This window comes from Streptomyces sp. NPDC004126 (assembly GCF_050275515.1).
Classification (GTDB): domain Bacteria; phylum Actinomycetota; class Actinomycetes; order Streptomycetales; family Streptomycetaceae; genus Streptomyces.
Genome location: NZ_JBNNPF010000002.1, coordinates 289,220 through 310,599 on the forward strand (window position 1 = coordinate 289,220; position 21,380 = coordinate 310,599).

A 21,380-nucleotide genomic window follows, 5' to 3' on the forward strand; every position below is an offset into this window, starting at 1 on the left:
GCCTGCTGACCTGGGGTTTCCCCTTGGCCTGACCGGCACGAGAACAATACCGCACTTCGGGGGGTGGTCGCGCGCACCTTTTCGGGGCGGGCGGGAGTTGACCTCAAGTCCGCTTGAGGTTGCACGGTTGGTGCATGACACAGGTATCCGCGGACACCGGGCTCCGCTACGAGGATCTGGACCGGCTGATCGCGCTCATGACAGGGGCCGAGAAGCACGGGCCCGCCGCCACTTCCACCCTCGACGTGCTGTGGGTGCTCTACGACCGGGTGCTGCGCGTCGGGCCCGAAAGTGCGCGGGACGCCGGGCGGGACCGGTTCCTGCTCTCCAAGGGGCACGGGCCGATGGCCTACTACGCCGTGCTCGCCGCCAAGGGGTTCTTCCCCGTCGACTGGCTGCCCGGCTTCGGGGCGTACGACTCCCCGCTCGGCCACCACCCCGACCGCACCCTGGTCCCCGGCGTGGAGATCTCCAGCGGCTCCCTCGGGCACGGACTGCCGCTCGGCGTCGGCACCGCGCTCGGGCTGCGGGCGCGGGGGCTGGACGAGGCCGCCGTGTGGGTGCTGATCGGGGACGCGGAGCTCGACGAGGGCAGCAACCACGAGGCCATCGCCCACGCCGGGTCGGCCGGGCTGGAGGCGCTGCACACCGTGGTGGTCGACAACGACTCCGCCACCCACGGCTGGCCCGGCGGGATCGCCTCCCGCTTCGAGGCGGCCGGCTGGAGCGCCGTCACCGTGGACGGGCGGGACCACGCGGCGCTGCACGCCGCCTTCACCACACCGCATCCGGGCCGGCCGCACGCCGTCGTCGCCCGTGTCGAGAAGAAGTTCTGAGGGGGAGGGGACATGGACGCCATGGACACCATGCGGGAGAGGTTCATCACGGTCACGTCGCGGCTGCTCGACGAGGACCCCCGGCTGGCGCTCGTGCTCGCCGAGATCTCCATGGACGGCTTCCGGCCCGCCCAGGAGCGGCATCCGGACCGGGTGATCAACGTCGGGATCCGGGAGCAGCTGCTCGTCGGGGTGGGCGGCGGGCTGGCCCTCACCGGGCTGCGGCCCGTGCTGCACACCTTCGCCAGCTTCCTCGTCGAGCGGCCGTTCGAGCAGGTCAAGCTGGACTTCGGACACCAGGGCACGGGCGGGGTGCTGGTCAGCGCCAGCGCCAGCTACGACTGGCCCGCCGGCGGGTTCACCCACATGGCACCCGGGGACGTGGCGCTGCTCGACACGCTCGACGGCTGGACCGTCCACGTGCCCGGCCACCCCGACGAGGCGGAGGCGCTGCTGCGGCACGCGTACGCCGCCGGGGACGACCGGGTGTACGTCCGGCTCTCCCAGCAGTCGAACGCCGCCCCGCGCCCCCTGGGCGACCTGCGCTTCCAGACCGTACGGGAGGGCCGCGCGGGCGTGGTGCTGGCCGTCGGGCCGCTGCTGGACAACGTCCTCGCGGCGACCGAGGGGCTCGACGTCACGGTCCTGTACGCGGCCACCGTGCGCCCCTTCGACGACGCGGCCCTGCGCGCCGCCGCCGGACGGGCCGCGGCGGACGTGGTGCTGGTGGAGCCGTACCTCGCGGGCACCTCGGCGGCGGCCGCCGGGCAGGCCCTCGCGGACGTGCCGCACCGGGTGCTGCCGCTGGGCGTGGGGCGCGCCGAGCTGCGCCGCTACGGCACGATCGACGAGCACACCGCCGCCCACGGCCTGGACGCGGGATCCCTGCGGGAGCGGATCACCGGCTTCCTGCGCTGATCACCCCCGGCGGTCGGGCCGGGCGTGCAGCAGCTCCGCGAGCTCGGCGGCGAGGTCCTTGACCGTCGCGAGGCCCTGGGTCCCCCACCTCCTCGGCACCACATCCACGGCGCAGACGGTGCCGAGGACGAAGCCGCGCCGGTCGGTGAGGGGCGCTCCGAGGTAGGAGCGCACCCCGCTCTCGTCGACGACGGCGTTGCCCGCGAAGCGCGCGAAGTCGCGTACGTCCTCCAGGACCAGGGCCCGCCGCCGCACCACGACGTGGGGGCAGTAGCCGTGGTCCCGGGGCAGCACCCGGGCCGGGTAGCCGCTGGCGGCGGCGTCCGGGCCGTGGTGCAGGCCGGCGAAGAACTGCCGTTCCTCGCCGATGAAGTTGACGCCCGCGTGGGGGGCCTCCAGGGTCCGGGCCACCCGGCGCGCGTACTCGTCGAGTTCCGGGTCCGCCCGCTCGCCGAGGTCCATCTCGCGCAGCCGGACGGCCCGTGCGGGCGCCTCCCGGTCCACGGGGGTGAGCAGCAGGTGGCCGGTCGATTCGTAGTGGGTCATGGCGGTTCCCCCGGATCCGAGTGTGGTGGGCGGCCCTGGCGGGCCGTGGACAGCAGGTGGTGGACGAGGGCGGCCAGGGTCCCCGTACCGGAGCGGGTCAGGCGCGCGTCGCACCGGACGACGGGTACGTCCGGGTCGAGGCCGACGGCGTCGCGGACCTCCTGGGCGGTGTAGCGGTGGCTGCCGTCGAACTCGTTGACGGCGACGACGAAGCCGATCCCGCGCCGCTCGAAGAAGTCCACGGCGGGGAAGCAGTCGGCGAGCCGGCGGGTGTCGGCGAGGACGACCGCTCCGAGCGCTCCCGCGCACAGTTCCTCCCACAGGAACCAGAAGCGCTCCTGCCCGGGCGTGCCGAAGAGGTACAGGACGTGCCGGTCGTCCAGGGTGAGGCGGCCGAAGTCCAGGGCGACGGTGGTGGCCGTCTTGGACGTGACCCCGTCGAGCCGGTCGGAGCTCTCGCCGAGCCCGCTCAGGAGTTCCTCCGTGCACAGCGGTTCGATCTCGCTGACCGCCCCGACGAAGGTGGTCTTCCCCGCCCCGAAACCGCCCGCGACCAGGATCTTCAAGGTCGCGGGCAGGGCCGGGGCGGCCGTCTCACAGCCGTCGGCGAAGGCCATCGAGCACCGCCCGCAGCAGGCACAGGTCGTCGGCGGCGAAGGAACCGCCGCCGTTCGGGAAGCGGGGCGACTGTGCCATGACGGCCCCGTACTCCATCAGGTCGGACAGCAGCACCTTCACCACCACGGCCGGGAGCCGCAGCTGCCCGGCCACCTCGGCGACCGTCACCGCCGCCGCGCCGGCACACGCGCGCAGGGCGAGGGTGTGCTCGGCCCCGAGCGGGATGCCCGGGCGGACGCCGGTGGCGGTCATCCGGGACAGCAGGTCGAGCGCGACGGCGGGTCGGGTCCGGCCGCCGCAGGCGGTGTACGGGCGCATGACCCGGCCGGCGGAGTCGTCCAGCCAGGGCGTGTCCCGGGGCGTGGCGAAGCCGGCCGGCGGGAAACCGTGGACCCCCCTCGCCCAGGCCCTCATCGCTCCGCGTCGGCGACGGGCCGGCGCGGCGGGGCGGCCAGGTACGGCCGTACGCTCTTGACCAGCATCGCCATCTCGTAGCCGAGCACGCCGGCGTCAGCCTCCCGGTCCGCGAGCACCGCCAGGCAGGTGCCGGAGCCGGCCGCCGAGACGAAGACGAGCGCGGTGTCGAGTTCCACGACCACCTGCCGGACCTCGGCCCCGTCCCCGAAGCGTGCGCCGGCGCTGCGGCCGAGGGAGTAGAGGCCGGAGGCGAGGGCGGCCATGTGGTCGGCGCTGTCGGAGTCCAGGCCGTGGACGCAGGTGACGAGTCCGTCGGCGGTGAGCAGTACCGCGCTGCGGGTGTACGGGACCCGTTGGACCAGACCGCTGAGCAGCCAGTCGAGATCGGAGAGGCTGCCTGTCTTCGTCGCCAGTTCGCCGGCCATGGGGGTGTGCTCCTTGCTGGGGGTCATGCCTGTTCGTCCGACTGGGCGAGGCCGAAGCCCCGCTGGAAGGCCGCCATCAGGCCGGGGTCGTGCACGGGTTGTTCGGTTTCGTCGGTCCGCCGGGGGGCGGGGGCCTCGCGCAGTTGGGGCGCGAGGTGCTGCTGGGCGCGGCGCCGGGGCAGGGGCGGTCGCGCCGCCTCGGGGGCGGGGTGCTGCGGGGGGACTCGGTGCGGCAGGGGGGCGGGGTCGGGATACGGCTGCGGCTGCGCCGCCCAGGCCGCGGCGGGGCCGGGCCGCGCGGCCGGTTCCGGGGTGCCGGGGTGCCGGGGCCAGGCCGGCTCCAGGCCGGGTGCCGCGCCGGTGCCGGTGTCCAGGGGCCAGAGCGGGTCCGGCTCCGGTACGGGGTCCGGGGCCTCTTCGGCCGCGGGGCCCCAGGCCCAGACCGACCCGCCGGCTCCCGGAGCCACGACGACCGGTCCGAGCTCGGGCGTGCCGGGTTCCGCGCCCCACGCCGCGGGCTCGGAACCCGGGGCCGGGGCCGGGGCCGCCGGCAGGGCCGGGGTCAGGACGCCGTCCAGTCCCCCGGCCGGCTCCGGCCGGGCGGCCGGGGCAGCTGCCGGGCCCCCTTCGGGCGCCTGCCAGAAGCCCCGGGCCACGCCGATGGCATGCGCCGCTTCCGGGACGTCGGCACCGCCCGCGGGCCGGGCCTGGGGCGCGTGGGACAGCGGCACTTGGTCCGGGTCCGGATCGGCGGCGTGTGCCGGGGGCAGGGCTGCCGCGGGCCGGCCCTGGGCCGCGTACGGCAGCGGGGCCGGGGCCGGGTGGGCGGTGTGTGCCGGGGGCGGGGCGTCGGCACCGTGGCCCTGGGCCGCGTACGGATCCGCACCGCGGCCCGCGGCCGCGTACGGCATCGGCGCCGGTTCCGCGGGCGGGCCCGGCCGCGGGGGCTGGGGCTCGCGGGGTGCGGGGCGTAGCGTGTCCGGCCAGGAGACGGTGCCCCACGAGGTGGCCCGCGAGCCGCCCGCCGCGTCGGCCGCGCCCGGTGCCTCCGCGCCCAGCAGGCCCTGGGGCAGTACGAGGACCGCCAGCACCCCGCCGTAGATGTTGGACTTCAGCTCGACCGCGATGCCGTGCCGCCGGGCCAGCGCCGAGACCACGAACAGGCCGATCCGCCCGTCGGCCAGCAGGTGCCGGACGCTCACCTGGTCGGGGTCGGCCAGCAGGGTGTTCATCCGGTGCTGTTCCTCCGCCGGCATGCCCAGCCCGCGGTCCTCGACCTCGACGGCGATCCCGGCGGTGACCCGCTCGGCCCGCACCACCACGTCCGTGTCGGGGGCGGAGAACACCGTGGCGTTCTCGACGAGTTCGGCCAGCAGGTGCACCACGTCCGCGACGGCGTGGCCCCGTACGGTGCCGCCCGCCGGGGGCACCACCTTGACCCGGGTGTACTGCTCGACCTCGGCCACCGAGGACCGCAGCACCTCGCTCAGGTCGATGGGCCGGGTCCACTGGCGGCGGGAGGCGGCCCCGCCCAGCACCGCGAGGTTCTCGGCGTGCCGGCGGATCCGGGTGGCGAGGTGGTCGACGTGGAAGAGCTCCTTGAGCAGGTCGGGGTCCTCGACGGTGTCCTCCAGCCCGTCGAGCAGCGAGATCTCGCGGTGCACGAGCGACTGAAGCCGGCGCGCGAGGTTGACGAAGACCTCCACCTTGCGGTCGCTGTCGGTCGGCGCGGCCGGCAGGGCCAGCCGTACGAGGGTCGTCTGCGCCTGCTCCCGGGCGCTGCGCAACTCCTGCGCGAGCAGCCAGAACTCGTCCACGCCGGCCTGCTCGCCCTCCGGTGGGGCGGCGCCCCGGTCCCCGCGGACGGGGCGGCCCGCGCCCTCCCCGCGTTCGAGCCGCTCGGCGGCGGTGCGCAGCTCCTCGCGTCCGCGCACGCTGGAGCGGCGCAGCGCCTCACAGCGGTCCCGGACGGCCTTGGCGGCGCGCTGGGCCCCGAGCAGGGCGGCCGCGAGCGCTCCGACGGCGAGCAGGGCGCAGCCCGCGAGCACCGGCCAGAGCCGGTCGTCGCGCGCGCCGGAGCCGCCGCCGAGGTGGAGGGTGAACATGACCGCGGCGGCGCCGCTGAGCCCGGCGGCGAGCGTGGGCAGTACGGCGGCGCGGATCAGCTGGGGGCGTATCTGCCGGCCCGGTCCCTTCACGGCGTGTCTCGACGGGGAGTGGCGGGCGGCGCGGAGTCCGGACATCGGCGTCCTCGGTACGTGGGGCCCGGCCCCCAGCGAGTCGCGGGGCCCGGTGTTGATCACCGGACACCCACGCTAGACCGCACGATCCCGCAGCTGTTGCCCAGTTGGGGAACTTCACCGGGGTGCTTCCCGCTCCCGATGGAGCGCTCGTACGGCAGCCCGAATGCGCCGGGAGCGCGTACTCCCGCACGGCCGGGGGCGCGCGCCTCCGGGCGGGTGCGGTGCTCAGAGCTCCTGGCGCGGCCAGTCCAGGAGGCGGGCGCCGATCACAGCGGTCTGCAGCATGTAGCGGTGTTCCGGGTCGGCGGGGTCGGCGCCCGTGAGCTGGTGGATGCGTTCGAGGCGGTAGGTCAGGGTGCGTACGCCCAGCCTGAGCTGCCGGGCCGCGGCGGCCGCGTTGCAGCCCGCGGCGAAGTACACGGTGAGCGTGTCGAGCAGGGGGAAGGCGCCGCCGCGGGCGTTGCGGAGCGGGCCGAGGGTGTGGCGCACGAGGTCGGCCATGGCGTCGCGGTCCCGGGTCAGGACGGGGTAGACGAGAAGTTCGGCGGCGCGCAGCACGGGCCCGGCGAGGTCCATGCGCTCGGCGAGGTCGAGGACGCCGAGGGCCTCCTCGTAGGAGTGGACGACGCCGCCGGCTCCGTCGTGCGGGCGGCCGATGGCGACGCGGGTGCCGTCGACGGCGGCGCGGGCCTGCTGGGCGAAGTGGGTGAGCACCTCGTCCTGGTCGCCGGGGGCGATGCAGACGATCCGGCCGTCCTTGGCCGTGAGCAGGATGCGGCGGTTGCCGAAGCGGGCGAACAGCGCCTGTTCCACGCGGCGCAGGAGGAAGCCGGACTCCTCGTCGGGCACGCGGTGGCCCGTGACGGCCACGGCATGGGTGTGCGAGAAGCGCAGTCCGAAGCGCTCGGCGCGCTCGGCGAGCCGGCCGAGGTCGCTGCGTCCGTAGAGGAGGTCGTCGACGAACTCCCTTCGGGCGGACTCCTCTTGGCGGACGGCCGCGTCCTGCGCCTGCTCGAAGCCCGCGACGAAGGCGTCGATCGCCTGCTCGACGGCGGCGAGGAGGCGGTCGGCGGGTGCGTCCGGGCCGGGCCACGCGGCGCGGGTGGCGAGCAAGTGCCCGCCGACCAGGGCACGCAGGCCGTGGCCGGCCTCGGCGGCCCGCTCCCCCACCTCCCTGCGGGTCCGCAGCTCGTCCCGGGTCAGGGTCCGTCCGGTCTCGGCCACGTCGGCGAGCAACCACTCGTAGCCGGCCAGGTATTCGGGGGATATCCGGCGCTCCGCCACCCCGTTCTCCTCTGTTTTCCACACCGCCAATGCAGCGTCAAGGGTACGTAAAGAACCACGAAATCCGCCAATTCGCCGGACCGGGACCCGGGATGCGGCGCGAGTGACGGACTGCGGCAACGCGGCGGCGGAGAGACTGCCGGAATCCGGCAGTGAAATACCGCGGCCCGGCGGACCAGAATGTTCATGATCGTTTGCGGCTTCCGGCCGCATGCCGTTGATGTCTGCGTTCTTGGAGGACGAACAGTGGATCCGACCGCGGGATTCGGTTTCGCCGCAGGACTCGTCGCGCTGGGCGGGGTGGTCCATTACCTGAGGAACCAGGTGGCGAGCGGGGCGCTCGGGCGCAACTCCGCGGTGGGGATCCGGACCGCGGCGACCATGGCCTCGGACGGCGCCTGGCAGGCGGGACACGCCGCGGCCGCCCCGATGCTGACCGCCGCGTTCCTGACCGCCTACACCGCGGCCGGGACCTCGCTGGCGCTGGCCCTGACCCTGGCGCTCACCGGCTTCGGGAGCCCGGCGGCCGTCATCGTCCCTGCGGCCGGGATGCTCGTGTTCCTCGCGCTCCTCACCACGGCGGCGGTCAAGGCGAATTCGGCCGCACGCGCGGCCGGCGGTCCGGACGGCACGTCCGCACCGCACTGAACGACACCGATACCGATACCGATACCCCACACGTCCCAGGAGGACAGCATGAACTTCGCATCCAGAAAGACCATTGCCGCAGTGGCGCTCGCCTCCCTCCTCGTCGGGGGCGGCATCACCGCCCAGACCGCATTCGCGGACACCGGCCACGGAACTTCCGCGCCCGGCAAGGCGCGGCTCAAGGAAGCGGCGAAGAAGACCGCCGAATACAGCGATGCGGATCTCCTGCGGCTGCTGCTCGCCGCGCAGGGGCCGATCGCCGACGCACACCCGGAACTGAAGCGGATGCTCGGCTTCAATCCCGACAAGCCGCAGACGGACGACGCGGCCCTGGACCGGGTCGTCTCGGAATACCTGGCCGCCCACCCCGGGTTCCACCAGGACCTGGCCGTGCCCTTCCAGAGCGGCGACCCGGTGCGCGTCGACGCCGCCCTGCGCGACTTCTCCCTCTCCTTCAACGACTGGCTGAAGGCGACCGCCCAGCCCGCGGCCGCCAGCGGGGCACCGGCCGTGGCACAGGCCCGGGGCTGGTTCTGGATGGGCGCCTACGTGGCCGTCTACGTGAACGCCGTGGGCGCCGCCAACGCCGTCGCCTACACGAACGCGGGAGTCGCCACCAACGCCCTCGCCACGCTCGTCGTCGTCACCTGGTACCTGGAGGACGGCAGCCCGAGCGGCTCGGACATCGAGCGGGACGCCTTCGTCAGCGCCCTGACCTCCGCCCTGACGTGAGGCGCGGCACGACGGCCGCCGAGCAGGACGCGGCCGGTCGCGCCGGGCCCCGGATGCCGGTCCCGGCCCTGGTCTCCGCCGCTGGAGGCGTCCTCCTGGTCGGGGCCCTGCTGGCCGGGTCGGTCTTCTTCTCGCTCCCGAGCAACGTGCTCTCCACGCGCGACGGGGGCGCTCTCCGGGCCCTGTCGGCACGGGTCCTGCCGCAGAGCTGGGCCTTCTTCACGAAGCCCCCGAGCGACCCCGAGTTCGTGCCGTACCTCGTCTCCGACGGCGACGTCGTCCACGCGGCGCTGCTGCCGAACTCGCGCGCGGAGAACCTCTACGGCCTGACCCGCCGCCAGCGTGCGCAGGGCCCCGAGGTGGCGGCCATGGCGAACCAGGTGCGGACGTGGCGGAACTGCGAGGAGATCGAGGGGGACTGCCCGACCGTGGTCGCCGGTGCCCCGGAGCCCGTCCCCGTCGAGAACTCCTCCCCGGTCCCGACCCTGTGCGGGCGGGTGGTGCTCGTGGAGACGCGGCCCGTCCCGTGGGAGTTCCGGGACCGGTACGAAGGATGGCGGCTCGACAAGAGGGCCGCCGTGGTGGAGGCGAAGTGTTCGCGGAACGACTGACAACGGGGCCGGCAGCCTGGCTGGAACGGTCCGTCCTGCGCTTCCCCGCCGAGTCCCGGGCCCTCGGGGCGGGCAGGTCGGTGATCGCCCTGGCCCAGGCGTCCGTCCTGGTCTTCACCCCCGCCTCGCACCTCTTCGTGCCGGTGGGCGGGACGGAGACCGGGGCCGACTGCTCGACGGCGGTGCAGGCCGCGTCGCTGTACTGCGTGGCCGGCTCCGCGGACCGGCAGCTGGTCAGCCTGCTGGTGCTGGCCCTGCTCCTCGTCGTCGCGAGCGGGATCCTGCCCCGCTTCACGACCGTCCTGCACTTCTGGGCGTCCTTCTCCCTCGGCCAGTCGGTCTCGCTGCCCGACGGGGGCGACGCCGTCGCCCAGGTCGTCACCTTCTTCCTCGTCCTGGCCTGCGCCAACGACCGCAGGACGTGGCACTGGCAGCGGCCGGGCGGCGAGGACCGGACGGGGTCGCCCTGGCAGGGCCTGGCCTGGGCGGGCTGGTGGGGGGTGCGGCTCCAAGTGGCGTACGTCTACCTCAACAGCGCGCTCGCGAAGCTGCCCGTCGGCCCGTGGTCGGAGGGCAGCGCGACGTACTACGTCGCGCGGATGGAGAACTTCGGGGCGGCCGGCCTGTTCGCCGACCTGTTCCGGTGGGCGACGGGCATCACCCTGGTCGCCCTGCTGACCACCTGGGGGACGGTCCTCGCGGAATCCGTGATCGCGCTGTTCCTGCTGCGCCGGGGGTCCCGGCAGGTGGTGGCCGCGGTGATCAGCGGGGCCCTGCACGTGCTGATCATCGTTCAGATCGGCATCGTGTCCTTCGGGTTCATCATGATCGGCGCGGTGCTGTGCGCGGCCTCGCGCGGCATCGACGCGTACGCCCCGCGCCTGCGCGGCCGGCTCCCACGCCGGCTCCCGCCCGCCCTGGCCGCCCGTTCCCGGCCGTGATCAGCCCGCCCCCGGCCGTCGTGCGCACCTTCCGCGTGCCCACGACGGCCGGGGGCGTACCCGTCACACCCGTCGTACCCGTCCTCGCGTCACCGCTCCCCGGCGAGGTCCAGGTCTCCGGCCCGGGGCTCGCTCGGTGCGGGTTCCGCGGGCCGCGCCGTGCGCCACGGGTGGGTGATCGGGGTGGAGACCGAACGCCACCAGGGCTCGACCGGCAGCTTGCGGGCGGGCTCGAACGGCTCCCCCGGCCGCGGGGCGGCGACGCGCTGGCCCGCGCCCTCGGCGGCGTCGAGCGTCCACTCGGCGGGCTCGGCCCAGGCGTGGAAGGCCAGGTTGAAGGTGCCCCAGTGGATCGGCAGCAGGGTGCCGGCCGGGGCGCCGCCCTGGAGGTCGAGGTGGGCCCGGAGGCCCTCCGCGGGGGTCATGTGGATGTCGGGCCAGTACTCCGAGTAGGCGCCGATCTGGATCATCGTGGCGTCGAAGGGGCCGTGCTCGGCGCCGATCTCCTTGAAGCCCGGGAAGTAGCCGGTGTCCCCGCTGTGGAAGATCCGGTGCTCTGCGCTGCTGACGACCCAGGAGGCCCACAGGGTGAACTGCTGGTTGCGCAGGCCGCGCCCGCAGAAGTGCCGGGCGGGGGTGGCGGTGAGGGTGAGGCCGGCGACCTCGGTCGACTCGTTCCAGTCGAGCTCGCGCAGCCGGTCCGGGGAGACGCCCCAGTGCTCCAGGTGCGCGCCGACGCCGAGCGGGACGGCGAAGACCGTGTCCGTGCGGGCGAGGGCCTTGATGGTGGGGAGGTCGAGGTGGTCGTAGTGGTCGTGGGAGATCACGACGACGTCGACGGAGCCCAGGGAGGCCAGCGGCACCGGGGCGGGGTGCAGCCGCTTGGGACCGGCGAAGGGGAAGGGGGAGCACCGGTCGCCCCAGACGGGGTCGAAGAGCACGCGGCGGCCGTCGATCTCCGCGAGGATGCTGGAGTGGCCCATCCAGGTCAGCCGGAGCCCGCTCGCCGGCGGCTTGGCCAGGTCGGCGAGGGTGGTCGGGTGGACGGGGATGGGCGCCGCGGGGCTGCGGCGGGCCCGCTGCTCCTTGTGGAAGTAGATCTTGGCGAACTCCGCCATCGATCCGGAAGGCCTGGTCCGGGCCCCCACCGGGTTCTGGAACACGCCGTCGGCGAAGTTCGGCGAGCGCAGGATCCGCTCCAGCCGTGCGCCGGACGGGTCCGCGCCGAAGGCTTCGGGCCGCAGGGCGCGCAGCCGGGGACGCAGGGGAAGGGAGCCGGTCAAGGCGCCTCCTGGGAAGGTGCAGGACGGGACGGTCGAGTGCTACGACCATCCCAACGCACACCGGCCCCGGAGGATTCCGCCGCGCGTGTCCGGGCCGCCGTCACGGCCGAAACCCGGCTGCCCGTCCACCGCTGCCCGTCCACCGCTCCCCCTCCCCCACGTCTCCTTCCCCCGCGTCCTCCTCCGCCGCGTCCGCTACAGCGGCAGCAGGTCCGGGCGCTTGGCCTCGACGTGGTCGCCGGAGGACTCGCCGCGCAGCCGGCGGCCGATCCACGGGACGAGGTGCTCGCGCGCCCACTGGATGTTGTCGCGGGTCACGTCCACCGAGCCGCGCGGCGGGACGGGCGGCCAGGGCTGGTCCGGGTCGGCCGGCACCTCGTAGCCGAGGACCTGTGCGGCGCGCAGCGCGACGCGGGTGTGGCCTTCGGGTGAGAGGTGGAGCCGGTCGCCGTCCCAGGCCCGGCGGTCCTGGACGGTCTTGAGGGACCACAGGTCGAGCACGGGGCAGTCGTAGCGGTCGGCGATGGCGCGGACGTGGACGTTGTACGTCGCGATCTTGCCCCGCAGGTGCTTGAGGACCGGCACGCCCCGCGTGTCGAAGCCGGTCGTGATCATCACGAGGCCCACGGAGGCCTTGAGGTCGGCGAGGGCCGCCTCGAACCGCTCCGCGACGTCGTCCGGGTCGCTGCCGGGGCGGATGATGTCGTTGCCGCCCGCGCAGAAGGTGACGAGGTCGGGTGCGAGTTCCTTGGCTCTCGGGATCTGGTCGGCCACGATCTGGTCGAGTATTTTGCCGCGCACGGCCAGATTCGCGTACCGGAAGTCGTGCTCGTCGCGCTGATCTGCCAGGAGTACGGCGAGGCGGTCCGCCCAGCCGAGGTAAGAATCCCCGGGTCCCGGGTCCCCCACGCCTTCGGTGAAGCTGTCCCCGATCGCCGCGTACGAGCCGATGGTCTTCAGTGTCGTCTTCGTCGCTGCCACAGGACAGCATCCTTCACCTTGGCAACCAACCTACGCCAACGTAATGAGGGGTTGACGGGCCGTGATCTATACCACGCGGGGGATAAGGAATAAGTACACGCGGAGCCGGGACCCCCCTCGGGTCCCGGCTCCGCGCGCGTCCTCGTGCCGACGGCGGGTGCCGTCAGATGCTCACGCCCTTGGAGCGGAGGTAGGCGAGCGGGTCGATGTCCGAGCCGTAGGACGGGCCGGTGCGGATCTCGAAGTGGAGGTGCGGGCCGGTCACGTTGCCGGTCGCGCCGGAGAGGCCGACGGTCTGCCCGCCGGTGACGCTCTGGCCCACGGAGACGGAGAGCGAGGAGAGGTGGCCGTACTGGGAGTACTTGCCGTCGGCGTGCTTGATGACGACCTCGTTGCCGTACGCGCCGCCCCAGCCTGCGGAAACCACGGTGCCCGCGCCGACGGCCCGGACGGTGGTGCCGGTGCTCGCGATGAAGTCGACGCCGGTGTGGTAGCCGGAGGACCACATGGCGCCGCTCGTGCGGTACTGGGTGGAGACGCCGCCGCCGACGGGGGCGGTGAAGCCGGACGCCGCGGCGGGCGCGGCGGGGGCGGCGGGGGCGGAGGCCTTCTCGCTCTTGGCGGCGGCGCCGGAGCCCTGGGCGGCCGCGCCGCCGGAAGTGCGGCCGGGCTTGCCGGTGGTGGCCTTGCCCGCGGCCTTCGGGGCCTGGGCCTTGCCGCCCACGCCCTCGGGCGCGGCCGGAGCGTCGCTGGAGGATTCCTCGACCGGGGCCGCAGGGGCCTTCGGGGCGGGGGCCGCGCCCTGGCCGCCGACGAGGTTCAGCTTCAGGCCCGGGTGGATGAGGGAGGGGTCGGCGCCGACGGCCTCGCGGTTGTCGGCGTACAGCTGCTCCCAGCCGCCCTCGATGTGGCGCTCGGCGGCGATCTTGGAGAGGTAGTCGCCGGGCACGACCGTGTAGACGCCGGGCGCGGCGGCCGCGGGCGCGGTGGCGGGGGCCGCGGTGCGGAGGGCCTCCGGGGCCTGCGCGCTCTGGGCGGGGACGGACGCGGCCGGGGCCGCGTTGGCGCCGGCGGCACCCATCAGCGGGAGCGCGAGGGCCGCTCCGCCGGTTCCGGCGACGGCGAAGCCGCGGGATATCGAACGGGACTTCGGACGGCGGTGCTTACCCTTTGCGGGCATGGCGAATTCCTCTCCGGCGCCTGCGAGGTGAGCTGTCGGGTTCGGACTGGAGATGTCCGGCCGTACGTGCGGAGCACGGGTTCGGCTTCACCCCTAGCTGCGCCGGAAATGATCCGGAACAGCGGCCTACCTGGTTCCCCCGCTCCTGCCGCGCGCGATGGTCGGGTGCGGTTCCCGGGCGGCGGCAGGATTAGGCGGTCCACCCGGATCGATCGCGAAGGTAATCGAGCGGGGCGCCGGGCAACAAGCCGCGAATTCCCTGACGGATTCGCAGATATGGGGGATCAATGGAATTCCGGTCACCCTGCGTCCATTCCGCACCATCAACAACCGCTCTCACAAGGCAATTCGGTCCCCGCGATCAGGCACGCACGGTCACCGTATGATCTGGCTCACGGGGCCGGGCCCGATCTCGCCTCCACATATGGCAAGTTGTTCCCAACCGGACCAATTCGGACACCACGGACCCACGCGGAGGAGTACACGTGACCCAGCAGATACCCCAGCCCCTTCCGGCCGGACCCGAACGCGGCACGGAGATGACGGGAGTGCGCAACTTCCGTGACGTGGGCGGGTTGCCGACCACGGACGGACGGAGGGTCAGGCCGGGACGACTGTTCCGAAGCGGACATCTGGCGCATGCCACCGAAACCGATACAGAGTTCCTCGCTTCGCTGGGGCTGCACACCGTCTTCGACTTCCGCAACGGAGCGGACCACGCGCTGGAGGGCCCGGACGTCGAACTGCCGGGTGTACGCAACGTGAACATCCCGCTGACGGATCCGGCCGACGGCCGGGAGTTCTGGAAGATGGTCCGCGAGGGCGAGCTCGACCAGCTCCGCGGCCTCCTGGGCGAGGGCCGGGCCGCCGCCCGCATGACGGACTCGTACCGCACGATCATCCGCACCCGCACCGCCGAACACAGCCGCGTCGTGCACGCGCTCGCGCTGGACAGCGTGCCGGCGCTGATGCACTGCGCCGCCGGCAAGGACCGGGCCGGGCTGTCGGTCGCCGTGACGCTGCTCGCGCTGGGCGTGGAGCGCGAGGCGATCGTGGCGGACTACCTGGAGTCCAACGTCCCGCACAACCGCTACCGGGTGCGCCGGGGCAGCGACGCGCCCGAGGCCCGCTCCCCCGAGGTGATGGAGCTGCTGGCGCCGCTGTTCGACGCCCGCGCGGAGTACCTGCTCGCGGCCTTCGCGGTCATCGACGAGCAGTGGGGCGGGGTGGAGCGCTACCTCGCCGAGGGGCTCTCGCTCGCACCCGAGTCCCTGGACCGGCTGCGGGACCGGCTCCTGGAGGGCTGACCCCCGGACGGCCGGAGGGGGCCCGTCCGGGCCCCCTCCGGCGCCGCCGCGCCTCAGCGGTTGCCGACCGCCTGCTTCACCAGGGTCCGCCCGAAGTCCCACATCAGGGCGCCCCCGCCGTGCGCCTCGTCCATGACCTCCTGGAAGGCCCCGACGAAGCGCTCCACGTCCGCCTCGTCCACGATGAGCGGCGGGATCAGCTTGATGACCTCCAGGTGGTCCCCGGAGACCTGGGTGAGGATCCGGTGCCTGCGCAGCAGCGGCACCACGACCATCTGCGCGAACAGGCCCTTGCGGGCCGCCTGGAGCATCGCCCACCGGCTGCGCAGCCCCAGCGAGGAGGGCCTGCCGAACTCGATGCCGATCATCAGTCCGCGCCCGCGCACCTCGTGCAGCAGCTCGTACCGGTCCACGAGCGCCGCCAGGCGTCCGCGCAGCAGGTCTCCCACGGCCCGGGCGTTGGCCACGACCTGCTCGTCCTCCATGACGGACAGGACCGCGAGGCCCGCCGCCATCGCCTGGGCGTTGGAACCGAAGCTGGCGGAGTGCACCAGCACCCGGTCCATGGACGAGTAGACCTTCTGGAAGATCCAGTCCTTGCCCAGGGTCGCGCCGACGGGCACGTACCCGCCGGAGAGGGCCTTGGCGACGCACACCAGGTCCGGTTCCACGCCCGGCTCGTGCTGGTACGCGTAGAAATCGCCGGTCCGTCCGAGGCCGGTCTGCACCTCGTCGGCGATGAGCAGGGCCTTGTGCCGGTGCAGCAGTTCCTGCGCGGCGCGCAGGAATCCGGGCGGGGCGGCGTGCACCCCCTTGCCCTGGACCGGCTCGACCACGAAGGCGGCCACGTCCCCGCGCGCGAGTTCGCGTTCCAGCGCCGCCAGGTCCCCGAGGGCGATCTTCGTGTCCGGGAGCAGCGGGGCGAAGCCGTCGCGGAAGCCGCCTTCTCCGTTGACCGACAGCGAGCCGGTGGTCAGCCCGTGGAAGGCGTGGTCGCAGTAGAGGATCCTGGGCCGCCCGGTGGCGTACCGGGCGAACTTCAGGGCGGTCTCCACCGCCTCGGTGCCGCTGTTGCCGAAGAAGACCCGGTCGAGGTGCGGGCTGTACGACAGCAGCTTCTCGGCCAGCAGGCCGGGCAGCGGCTGGCAGTCGAAGCGGGTGAGGTCGGCGAGCTGGGCGTCCAGGACGTCGTGCAGGGCCCGGCGGACGACCGGGTGGTGCCGGCCCAGGCCCATCACCCCGAAGCCGGCCAGCATGTCAAGGTAGTCGTTGCCCTCGTCGTCCCAGAAGTGGGCGCCCTCGGCCCGCACGTAGACCTTGTCGAAGCCGATGGTGTGCAGCATGCGGGGCAGCTGGTGGTTGAGGTGGCGGGCGTGCAGCTCGTAGCGCTCCCCGCCGCGCTCGGCGAGCAGCGCGGCGAGGTCGAAGCCCCGCCGCGCTCCCTGTCCGCCGGTCATGCCGACGCGTCCCGGTTGCCCGCCACGGTCTCCCGGGCGGCGCGCAGGGACTCCTTGAGGGAGCCCATGGTGGCGAGGACGGCGGTGGGCTCGTAGCCGCAGTGCGCCATGCAGTTGGCGCAGCGCGGGTCCTTGCCGCGGCCGTACTTGCTCCAGTCGGTGTCCTCGATGAGTTCCCGGTACGTGGGCACGTAGCCGTCGCTCATCAGGTAGCAGGGGCGCTGCCAGCCGAAGAGCGAGTAATTGGGAATGGCCCAGGCCGTGCAGGGGAAATCGGCCTTGCCTTCGAGGAAGTCGAGGAAGAGCGGGGAGTGGTTGAGCCGCCAGCGCCGCCGGTTTCCGCCGGCGAAGGCCTTCTTGAAGAGCTCCCGGGTCTGTTCGACGCCGAGGAAGTGTTCCTGGTCGGGTGCCTTTTCGTAGGCGTAGGCGGGCGAGATCATCATTTCGTCGACCTGGAGGTCGTCATTGAGGAAGTTCAGCACCTCGATGATCGTCTGCGGGGTGTCGGTGTTGAAGAAGGTGGAGTTCGTGGTCACCCGGAATCCGCGGCGCTTCGCCTCCTTGATCGCGGCGACGGCCTCGTCGAAGACGCCTTCCTTGGCGACGGATTCGTCGTGGCGTTCGCGCAGTCCGTCGATGTGGACGGCGAAGGCGAAGTAGGGGGACGGGGTGAACTTCTCGATCTTCTTGCGGAGCAGCAGTGCGTTGGTGCAGAGGAACACGTATTTCCGGCGGGCCACCAGCTGGCGCACGATCTCGTGGATCTGCGGGTGCATCAGGGGTTCGCCGCCGGCGATGGAGACCATGGGCGCGCCGGACTCCAGGACCGCGCCGACCGCCTGGGCGACGGGCATGCGCTGCTTGAGCACTCCGGCCGGGTGCTGGATCTTCCCGCAGCCCTCGCAGGCGAGGTTGCAGGCGTAGAGCGGCTCCAGCTCGACGATCAGCGGGAACTTCTCGCGCTTGCGGAGCTTCTGTTCGAGAAGATAGGTCCCGACCCTGATGGACTGTCGCAGGGGCATTGCCATCTGGATTCACCTCCTGGGAAGCAGCAACGAACGGTGCCATTCGTAGAACGCGGGCAGTACGGCACGTAGTACACGGAAGGCCGATATTCCACCGCGAACCGTGCCGATACGGACGAGCTCGTGCTCCGGAGCGTCCACGATCACCCGGACGGCCGCTACGGGGCGTCCCGGCGCCGCGGCGGTCCACAGGGTGGCCGCGGACTCCATGTCGACCGCGACGGCGCCGGTGGCGCGCAGCCGGTCCCGCTCCTGGCCGCGGACGACGTGGTCGGATCCGGTCAGTGCGCCGGTGTGCACGGTCCGGCCGGGTGCGGCGCGGGCCAGTGCCTCGGCGAGCAGGGCCGTGCCGGTGCAGCCGACCGCCCCGCGGGGGTCCCGGGTCTCCTCGGCGACGACCAGGTCGCCGGGGTGCATGCCGGGCACCAGGCCGGCGCAGAACCCGGTCGCGAGGACGGCCGCCCGGTGCATCCCTGGCCGGGCCAGGGCGCGGGCGACGGACCGGTCGGCGGCGCGCGGTCCCATGCCGGTACGCAGGACCGTTCCGCCGCCCGCGGCCGCGCGGCCCGCGCTGCGCAGGGCCGCCTCCTCGATGCGCAGGGCGCAGGCGACCAGCAGCGGCGGCGGGGGGCCGGCCCCGGCGGGCCCGGCGGGCATCAGGACTCCCCCGCCCGCGGGACGCTGCGGCGCTCCGGGCCGAACGGTTCTCCGTAGAGGTACCGGCCGAGTGCGGTGAGCGGGAACACCTGCCGGTAGAGGTGGTAGTTGATGGAGAAGTCCCAGGGGAAGCCGGTGCCGGTGAAGTACGGCTCGTCCCAGGTCCCGTCGGGGCGCTGGGTCTCCACCAGGTAGGCGAGGCCCCGTGCGACGGCACCGCCGTCCCGCTCCCCCGCCGACAGCAGGGCCATCAGGGCCCACGCGGTCTGCGAGGCCGTCGAGGCGCCCTTCCCGGCCCAGGAGCGGTCCTGGTAGGAGCGCTGGTCCTCGCCCCAGCCGCCGTCCTCGTTCTGTACGGACTCCAGCCAGCCCACGGCCCGCCGGACGGCGGGGTGCGAGGGCGCGATCCCGGCGGCGGTGAGGGCGGGGACCACCGAGCCGGTGCCGTAGACGTAGTTGGTGCCCCAGCGGCCGAACCAGGCGCCGTCCGGCTCCTGTTCGGCGAGCAGCCAGGCGATGCCGCGCCGGGCGCGCGGGTCGGCGCCCCGGCCCTCGGCGGCGAGCATCTCCACCACGTGGGCGGTGACGTCCGCCGAGGGCGGGTCGATGACCTCGCCGAAGTCGCAGAAGGGGAGCCGGTTGGGGAAGGGGCTGGTGTTGTCGGCGTCGAAGGCGCCCCAGGCGCCGTTCTTCGACTGCATCCCGAGGTTCCAGGACACCCCGCGGGCGATGGCCGCCTCGACCTTGCCCGGCTGGGGGTGGCGGATCCGGCGCAGTGCCAGGACCACTTCGGCGGTGTCGTCGATGTCGGGGTAGTTGTCGTTGTGGAACTCGAAGGCCCAGCCGCCGGGGGCGAGTCCGGGCCGGCGTACGGCCCAGTCGCCGGGCCGGCGGATCTCCTCGCCCAGCATCCAGTCGGCGGCACTGACCAGGGCGGGGTGGTCGGGGGGCAGGCCCGCGTCGGCCAGGGCGATGGCGGCGAGGCAGGTGTCCCAGACCGGGGACTGGCAGGCCTCGACCATCCGGGCGCCGTCCGCGCGCCACACGGCGAACCGGTCGAGGGAGTCCAGCCCGGCCCGCATCACCGGGTGCTCCAGGTCGTAGCCGAGCAGGTGCAGGGCGATCACGGAGTAGACGGCGGGGGGCTGGATCCCGCCCCAGCAGCCGTCGTTCTCCTGGCGCTCGATGATCCAGCGGCCGGCGGCGGCCATGGCCGCCTTCCGCAGCCGGCGCGGGGCGACCCGCCGGTAGAGGTGCAGGGCCTTGTCCATCCGCTGGAAGGCGCCGTCCCAACTGGCCAGCGGTGCGAGGGGTTTGACGGGGCTGGGGTCGCGGGCGTCGGTGTGCAGCTCGTCGAGCGCGAAGGGGGCCGGGCGGACCGGCCGCAGCCCGGAGACCACGGTGAGCGGGACGATGGTCTGGCGGGCCCAGCAGCCGAAGTCGTAGATGTTCAGGGGCACCCAGGGCGGCAGGAACACCAGCTCGGGCGGCAGCTCCGGCAGGTGGTCCCAGCTCCACCAGCCGAACAGGGCCAGCCAGATCCGGGTGAACACGCGGGCGGCGGCGATCCCGCCGTGGGCCCGGATCCAGGCCGAGGCGCGGGTCATGTGCGGGGCGTCGGGCGGGTCCCCGGCCAGCCGCAGGGCGACGTACGCCTCGACGGTGGCGGAGAGTTCGGGCGGTCCGCCGTGGAAGGTGGCCCAGGTGCCGTCCTCGCGCTGCTCGCCCCGGATGAAGAGGGCGGCGGCGTGGGTGACGGCCTCGTCCCGGATGCCGAGGAACTGGCGCAGCAGCAGGTCCTCGGCGTCCATGGTGACGTTGGTCTGCAGGTCGCCCTTCCACCAGCCCTCCGGGTCCTGGCGGGCCAGCAGCTCGCCGGTCGCCCGGTCGACGGCCTCCCGTACGCCCTTCGGCAGGCCGGTGGCGCCGCCGGACGGGCCGGCGGCAGCGGCGGCCGGGGCCGCCGTGCTGTCGTGTCGCGGATCCGCGCCGCCGGTGATCGCACCGCCGCCGTCGGTCGTCGCTGTCATGGCTTCCCCTTCGAACAGAGCTTCGGCTGTGCCCGGGTCTGCCGTCGGCCGGGGGGTCCCTAGGCGGGGTCCCCGGCCGGCGACTCGCGATTCATATCCACTTTCCGGCGGAGATCACCTCTTGCGCACGACGACGAAGTCGGCGAGCGCCACGAGCTGCTCCCGCACCCGCTGCGGCATGTCCACGTCGTCGAGCGCCCGGATGGCGATCGCGTGCTGGCGGCGCGCCTCGTCGGCGGTCCACTGGCGACCGCCGGCGGCCTCGATGAGGGCGGCGCGGTGGGCGAACTCCTCCTCGGAGAAGTTCTCGAAGTCGTTGCTCTTGGCGTCGGCCGCGAGCAGCCGTCCGAGCTCCTCGCACGCGGGTCCGCCCGCGGCGAGGGCCGCGACGACGGGCAGGGACTTCTTGCGCTGGCGCAGGTCGCTCCAGGTCTGCTTGCCCGTGGACTCCGGGTCGCCCCAGATGCCGAGGAGGTCGTCGACGGCCTGGAAGGCGAGGCCGAGGTGGTAGCCGTACTCCTCCAGCTTGTCGGCGGTGCGGTCGTCGGCGCCGCCGAGCACCGCGCCGATCGACACCGAGCAGGCGAGCAGGGCTCCGGTCTTGTTCCCCTCCATCTCCAGGCACTCCTGGACGCTGACGCGCTCGCGGTGCTCGTAGGAGATGTCCTGGGCCTGGCCGTCGATGAGCTTGCGGCTGGCGGTGGTCAGGCGGCGGGTCGCCCGGGCGGCCGGGGCGGTGCCGAGCTCCAGCAGCACCTCGTTGGCGAGGGCGAACAGGGCGTCGCCGACGAGGATCGCGAGGGCGGGGCCGTGCACCTTCCACACCGTGTCGCGGTGGCGGCGCTGCTCGTCGCCGTCCATCAGGTCGTCGTGCAGCAGCGAGAAGTTGTGGACGAGCTCGACGGCGACGGCGCCGGGGATGCCGACCTCGGCGGCGGCGCCCGCCGCCTCGGCGGAGAGCAGCGCGAGGGCGGGGCGCACGGCCTTGCCGCCGTCGCCGTCCGCCGGGTTGCCCTGGGCGTCGATCCAGCCGAAGTGGTAGGCGGCGACGGTGTCCATGGGCGCCGCGAGCCGGCTCACCGCCGCGCGGAGCACGGGGGTCGACAGGTCGCGGCCGCGTTCGAGGAGGGCGAGGGTGTCGGCGTTCCCCGCTCCCCCTCCGGCCGCGCCCGTGCCGGCATCCGTGTTCTCGACAGCCGGGTTCCCCGGGTTCACTGGCTCTCCTCTGGTTCCTGTGCGTG

At 73.7% G+C, this 21,380-nt stretch carries 21 protein-coding genes and 1 riboswitch; of the genes, 7 read left to right on the plus strand and 14 right to left on the minus strand.

Features of this window, described 5'->3' with window-relative positions:
* Positions 1-134: 134 nt before the first annotated feature.
* On the plus strand, positions 135-836 hold the full coding sequence (locus tag ACQKM2_RS03850) for a transketolase (RefSeq protein ID WP_427706217.1): 702 nt from the start codon (positions 135-137) through the stop codon (positions 834-836).
* Between the two features lie 21 nt (positions 837-857).
* Positions 858-1,754 (plus strand): transketolase family protein, encoded by an 897-nt coding sequence (locus tag ACQKM2_RS03855; protein ID WP_427706301.1) that lies wholly within the window; start codon positions 858-860, stop codon positions 1,752-1,754.
* On the opposite strand, the gene ACQKM2_RS03860 is transcribed toward ACQKM2_RS03855, so the two are convergent.
* The 6 genes from ACQKM2_RS03860 to ACQKM2_RS03885 all read right to left on the minus strand — a co-directional run bounded on the left by ACQKM2_RS03860 (position 1,755) and on the right by ACQKM2_RS03885 (position 7,287).
* Positions 1,755-2,300: a GAF domain-containing protein gene (locus ACQKM2_RS03860; protein WP_427706219.1), complete on the minus strand. Its 546-nt coding sequence runs from the start codon at positions 2,298-2,300 to the stop codon at positions 1,755-1,757.
* On the minus strand, positions 2,297-2,917 hold the full coding sequence (locus ACQKM2_RS03865; RefSeq protein ID WP_427706221.1) for a GTP-binding protein: 621 nt from the start codon (positions 2,915-2,917) through the stop codon (positions 2,297-2,299). The genes ACQKM2_RS03860 and ACQKM2_RS03865 overlap by 4 nt, the downstream gene beginning before the upstream one ends.
* Positions 2,895-3,332, minus strand: a complete 438-nt coding sequence (locus tag ACQKM2_RS03870) for a DUF742 domain-containing protein (protein WP_427706223.1) — start codon at positions 3,330-3,332, stop codon at positions 2,895-2,897. Before ACQKM2_RS03870 ends, ACQKM2_RS03865 begins: the two co-directional genes overlap by 23 nt.
* Positions 3,329-3,760: a roadblock/LC7 domain-containing protein gene (locus tag ACQKM2_RS03875; RefSeq protein ID WP_007267614.1), complete on the minus strand. Its 432-nt coding sequence runs from the start codon at positions 3,758-3,760 to the stop codon at positions 3,329-3,331. The genes ACQKM2_RS03870 and ACQKM2_RS03875 overlap by 4 nt, the downstream gene beginning before the upstream one ends.
* Before the next feature lie 23 nt (positions 3,761-3,783).
* Positions 3,784-6,003 (minus strand): ATP-binding protein, encoded by a 2,220-nt coding sequence (locus ACQKM2_RS03880; protein WP_427706225.1) that lies wholly within the window; start codon positions 6,001-6,003, stop codon positions 3,784-3,786.
* A 225-nt stretch (positions 6,004-6,228) separates the two neighbouring features.
* A complete protein-coding gene (locus tag ACQKM2_RS03885) occupies positions 6,229-7,287 on the minus strand; it encodes a PucR family transcriptional regulator (protein ID WP_427706227.1) in 1,059 nt (352 codons plus the stop codon).
* A 246-nt stretch (positions 7,288-7,533) separates the two neighbouring features.
* Here ACQKM2_RS03885 and ACQKM2_RS03890 point away from each other — a divergent pair, with 246 nt between their 5' ends.
* Genes ACQKM2_RS03890 through ACQKM2_RS03905 form a run of 4 tightly spaced genes read left to right on the plus strand, consistent with a single transcriptional unit; the run spans position 7,534 to position 10,219 of the window.
* A complete protein-coding gene (locus ACQKM2_RS03890; protein ID WP_401239885.1) occupies positions 7,534-7,935 on the plus strand; it encodes an SdpI family protein in 402 nt (133 codons plus the stop codon).
* A 48-nt stretch (positions 7,936-7,983) separates the two neighbouring features.
* Positions 7,984-8,667: a hypothetical protein gene (locus ACQKM2_RS03895; protein ID WP_427706229.1), complete on the plus strand. Its 684-nt coding sequence runs from the start codon at positions 7,984-7,986 to the stop codon at positions 8,665-8,667.
* Entirely contained in the window at positions 8,664-9,278 is a 615-nt protein-coding gene (locus ACQKM2_RS03900) for an SdpA family antimicrobial peptide system protein (protein WP_427706232.1), read from the plus strand. The genes ACQKM2_RS03895 and ACQKM2_RS03900 overlap by 4 nt, the downstream gene beginning before the upstream one ends.
* Positions 9,260-10,219, plus strand: a complete 960-nt coding sequence (locus tag ACQKM2_RS03905; RefSeq protein ID WP_427706234.1) for a sporulation-delaying protein SdpB family protein — start codon at positions 9,260-9,262, stop codon at positions 10,217-10,219. Before ACQKM2_RS03900 ends, ACQKM2_RS03905 begins: the two co-directional genes overlap by 19 nt.
* A gap of 89 nt (positions 10,220-10,308) precedes the next feature.
* On the opposite strand, the gene ACQKM2_RS03910 is transcribed toward ACQKM2_RS03905, so the two are convergent.
* From ACQKM2_RS03910 to ACQKM2_RS03920, 3 genes are all read right to left on the minus strand, one after another.
* Entirely contained in the window at positions 10,309-11,502 is a 1,194-nt protein-coding gene (locus tag ACQKM2_RS03910; RefSeq protein WP_427706236.1) for an MBL fold metallo-hydrolase, read from the minus strand.
* A gap of 195 nt (positions 11,503-11,697) precedes the next feature.
* The gene (locus ACQKM2_RS03915) at positions 11,698-12,483 is read right to left on the minus strand and encodes an SGNH/GDSL hydrolase family protein (protein WP_427706238.1); all 786 of its coding nucleotides are present in this window, start codon (positions 12,481-12,483) and stop codon (positions 11,698-11,700) included.
* Positions 12,484-12,646: 163 nt separating this feature from the next.
* Entirely contained in the window at positions 12,647-13,663 is a 1,017-nt protein-coding gene (locus ACQKM2_RS03920) for a peptidoglycan DD-metalloendopeptidase family protein (protein WP_427706239.1), read from the minus strand.
* Positions 13,664-13,667: 4 nt separating this feature from the next.
* Positions 13,668-13,830: riboswitch (cyclic di-AMP (ydaO/yuaA leader) on the minus strand.
* A gap of 318 nt (positions 13,831-14,148) precedes the next feature.
* Here ACQKM2_RS03920 and ACQKM2_RS03925 point away from each other — a divergent pair.
* Positions 14,149-14,970, plus strand: a complete 822-nt coding sequence (locus tag ACQKM2_RS03925; protein ID WP_427706241.1) for a tyrosine-protein phosphatase — start codon at positions 14,149-14,151, stop codon at positions 14,968-14,970.
* Positions 14,971-15,023: 53 nt separating this feature from the next.
* Here the strand turns inward: ACQKM2_RS03925 and ACQKM2_RS03930 are convergent, their stop codons facing one another.
* The 5 genes from ACQKM2_RS03930 to ACQKM2_RS03950 all read right to left on the minus strand — a co-directional run bounded on the left by ACQKM2_RS03930 (position 15,024) and on the right by ACQKM2_RS03950 (position 21,354).
* Entirely contained in the window at positions 15,024-16,427 is a 1,404-nt protein-coding gene (locus ACQKM2_RS03930) for an aspartate aminotransferase family protein (RefSeq protein WP_427706243.1), read from the minus strand.
* The gene (gene hpnH, locus ACQKM2_RS03935; protein WP_427706245.1) at positions 16,424-17,455 is read right to left on the minus strand and encodes an adenosyl-hopene transferase HpnH; all 1,032 of its coding nucleotides are present in this window, start codon (positions 17,453-17,455) and stop codon (positions 16,424-16,426) included. Before hpnH ends, ACQKM2_RS03930 begins: the two co-directional genes overlap by 4 nt.
* A gap of 6 nt (positions 17,456-17,461) precedes the next feature.
* Positions 17,462-18,109: a 1-hydroxy-2-methyl-2-butenyl 4-diphosphate reductase gene (locus ACQKM2_RS03940; protein WP_427706247.1), complete on the minus strand. Its 648-nt coding sequence runs from the start codon at positions 18,107-18,109 to the stop codon at positions 17,462-17,464.
* Positions 18,109-20,139, minus strand: a complete 2,031-nt coding sequence (shc, locus tag ACQKM2_RS03945; RefSeq protein ID WP_427706249.1) for a squalene--hopene cyclase — start codon at positions 20,137-20,139, stop codon at positions 18,109-18,111. The genes ACQKM2_RS03940 and shc overlap by 1 nt, the downstream gene beginning before the upstream one ends.
* Positions 20,140-20,253: 114 nt before the next feature.
* Positions 20,254-21,354, minus strand: coding sequence for a polyprenyl synthetase family protein (locus ACQKM2_RS03950; protein WP_427706304.1), 1,101 nt, complete (start codon positions 21,352-21,354; stop codon positions 20,254-20,256).
* Positions 21,355-21,380: the final 26 nt, after the last annotated feature.

Bases quoted from the DNA above. Each gene is read 5' to 3' on its own strand.
- ACQKM2_RS03850 (WP_427706217.1), top strand. From the start codon at position 135: ATGACACAGGTATCCGCGGACACCGGGCTCCGCTACGAGGATCTGGAC.
- ACQKM2_RS03920 (WP_427706239.1), bottom strand. From the start codon at position 13,663: ATGCCCGCAAAGGGTAAGCACCGCCGTCCGAAGTCCCGTTCGATATCC.
- ACQKM2_RS03865 (WP_427706221.1), bottom strand. From the start codon at position 2,917: ATGGCCTTCGCCGACGGCTGTGAGACGGCCGCCCCGGCCCTGCCCGCG.
- ACQKM2_RS03870 (WP_427706223.1), bottom strand. From the start codon at position 3,332: ATGAGGGCCTGGGCGAGGGGGGTCCACGGTTTCCCGCCGGCCGGCTTC.
- ACQKM2_RS03875 (WP_007267614.1), bottom strand. From the start codon at position 3,760: ATGGCCGGCGAACTGGCGACGAAGACAGGCAGCCTCTCCGATCTCGAC.
- ACQKM2_RS03940 (WP_427706247.1), bottom strand. From the start codon at position 18,109: ATGCCCGCCGGGCCCGCCGGGGCCGGCCCCCCGCCGCCGCTGCTGGTC.
- ACQKM2_RS03855 (WP_427706301.1), top strand. From the start codon at position 858: ATGGACACCATGCGGGAGAGGTTCATCACGGTCACGTCGCGGCTGCTC.
- shc (WP_427706249.1), bottom strand. From the start codon at position 20,139: ATGACAGCGACGACCGACGGCGGCGGTGCGATCACCGGCGGCGCGGAT.
- hpnH (WP_427706245.1), bottom strand. From the start codon at position 17,455: ATGGCAATGCCCCTGCGACAGTCCATCAGGGTCGGGACCTATCTTCTC.
- ACQKM2_RS03880 (WP_427706225.1), bottom strand. From the start codon at position 6,003: ATGTCCGGACTCCGCGCCGCCCGCCACTCCCCGTCGAGACACGCCGTG.
- ACQKM2_RS03860 (WP_427706219.1), bottom strand. From the start codon at position 2,300: ATGACCCACTACGAATCGACCGGCCACCTGCTGCTCACCCCCGTGGAC.
- ACQKM2_RS03930 (WP_427706243.1), bottom strand. From the start codon at position 16,427: ATGACCGGCGGACAGGGAGCGCGGCGGGGCTTCGACCTCGCCGCGCTG.
- ACQKM2_RS03895 (WP_427706229.1), top strand. From the start codon at position 7,984: ATGAACTTCGCATCCAGAAAGACCATTGCCGCAGTGGCGCTCGCCTCC.